We start from the raw sequence: 2379 nt of genomic DNA on the forward strand, positions 1-2379 counted from the left end.
CTAATAAGCATGATGTATAGTGAAACTTTAGCATACAACAGTCCTCTTTATGGAAGAAGAACTGCTCAAATCAAACTTCAAGAGATAGAATTTTCATATTATAATGAATTTTACAAAGGGTTGAGTAATATCGAATTGATAGAGCATTTCAGTGTTACTGGTGGAATTCCAAAATATATCGAATTATTTAATCAAAATAAGAATTTATATAAATCGATTAAAACAGAAATTCTAAATAAAAACAAATTTCTGTATTTAGAACCAAGATTCTTATTACATGAAGAAGTAAATGATGTCTCGACATATTTTTCAATTCTATCTGTCATTGCTGCAGGAAATCATAAATTAAATAACATAACCAGCAGGTTAGGAGTTCAGGCAAGTAGCATAACATCTTTTCTAAAGAAATTGATAGATTTGGATATTATTGATAAACAAGTTCCCATAACTGAAACAAATCCTTCTAAAAGCAAAAAAGGTCTTTATTTTATTAAGGACAATTTTTTAAGGTTTTGGTTTTGTTTTGTCTTTCCATATCAAAGTTACTTAGAAATTAGTAATACTGATTATGTTGAAGATAAAATTAAAAGTGAATTAAAATATCTTGTAGCAAATGTTTTTGAATCTCTTTCAAGGCAATTCATGTTTAAATTCAAATTTCCGTTTGTAATTGAAAAATGCGGAAGATGGTGGGATAAAAATAATGAAATTGATATTGTTGGGATTGGGGATGATAATATCATTTTCGGAGAATGCAAATGGTCTGGGAAACATGTTGGAATGAGTGTTTTAAATGAATTACAAACGAAAAGTAAAAATGTTAAGTGGAAAGCAAAAAATAGGAATGAGTATTTTATTTTATTCTCTAAATCTGGATTTAGCAATGAACTTATTCAATATGAAAAGAAAACTGATAATGTATTTATAATTGATGTGGATAATTTTTTTAATTGTATCTAATCCGCAGCTCCACAGCCAGACAAGAAGAATAGCATGAAGAGAGCGACAGGCTTGAACTATTATCAATTCCCTGGTTGGGAATGAGGAATAGCCTTGAATATTCGTTTTAATGTTTAACGGAGTAAAAATGAAAGACGACACAAAAGTCAATATCAGACGCATAATTATCGGTGTAATAATCCTGCTGATCGCTTTATTACTACTGGTTTCGGTTTCTGTCGAGATAAACCTGATCTTTGAGGATTATCAGATTTTAAAGGAAGCAGACCTGACTTTCTGGCAAGTGTTAAGGATCGATTTACCTGAAGATATAAAAAATCCGATCGGAACCTTTGGAGCATTTTTCAGTTTCTGGCTGATCTATATTTTCGGAAAGTTTTTCAGTATCTCGCTCTTGCTAGGGATCGGATTGATCGGATTTTTCAGTGTGTTCCTGAAGGACGAAAAGCATATTTTCTGGAAGACAGTATTTTTTGTGATTTTTTCATTTTTCTTTAATCTTCTGCTATTCATCATCAATGAAGAAACGATCGCTCAGGCCGGAATTGTTCCATTGAGTGTTTATAATTTTTTCAATAGTATTTTCAATTCCACAGGAACTGCGATCATCTCGATAGTCGTCATTATTGCCTGTCTTTTGATCATCTTTGAAGTTGAAAATGTGAAGTTTTTCTTCTTCTTTTTAGGAAGAATAGTCCTTAATTTTTTTAAATTAATTTTCAAAAAAAGAAAGAAGAAACTTCCCCAAATTAAAAAGGAAAAAAGGGAAAAGATCAAAGCCGGGAAAAAAGAAATTTCCCCCCAAATAGAGCCGTTTATCGAAGAATCTGAAAGATCTCCCAATATCATCGATCATGCTTCCTCGGAAAATTCGGATAAAGAACGGAGAGTTGTTAAACCCATCATTCCAAAAAGGAAACTGACTCAAGACAGATCTGAAATTCCGGATGAACCAACCAGATTTTATGAAAAACCGGATGTCGAATCGTTCCTGAACAGCATAAAAACTAATAAGAGAGATAGGGAAGAAATCGAGGAAAATATCAAGATCGTCAGTAAGATCCTGGAGCGGAAATTAGCAGAATTTAATGTCGATGCTGAGGTTATTAATGTCAATATCGGACCGATCATCACGCAATATGAGATCAAACCTGCACCTGGAGTAAAGGTCAGTAAATTTCATTCTTTAGCAGATGATCTCGCTCTGGCGATCAAAGCCAAAAGTATCCGCGTTCAGGCTCCGATCCCGGGCAGAGGTTTGGTTGGGATCGAAATTCCCAATATTAACCGTGATACGATTTTTCTGAAGGATGTCATGCTTTCCGACCAGATGAAATCTGCTGATAGTATCTTAACAATTGCTCTCGGGAAGGATATTTCAGGAAATCCGGTTGTTGCCGATCTAAATATAATGCCTCA

Annotated in this window: 2 protein-coding genes; both read left to right on the forward strand. The window is 33.4% G+C overall.

The genetic code is table 11. The features are described 5' to 3' along the window. Window positions 1–960 (forward strand): ATP-binding protein (locus tag ENL20_00615; protein ID HHE37063.1); only part of this gene is annotated, 960 nt, incomplete at its 5' end. Between the two features lie 109 nt (window positions 961–1069). Beyond that, a partial coding sequence (locus tag ENL20_00620) for a hypothetical protein (GenBank protein HHE37064.1) occupies window positions 1070–2379 on the forward strand: 1310 nt, incomplete at its 3' end.

This window comes from Candidatus Cloacimonadota bacterium (genome assembly GCA_011372345.1).
Taxonomy (GTDB): domain Bacteria; phylum Cloacimonadota; class Cloacimonadia; order Cloacimonadales; family TCS61; genus DRTC01.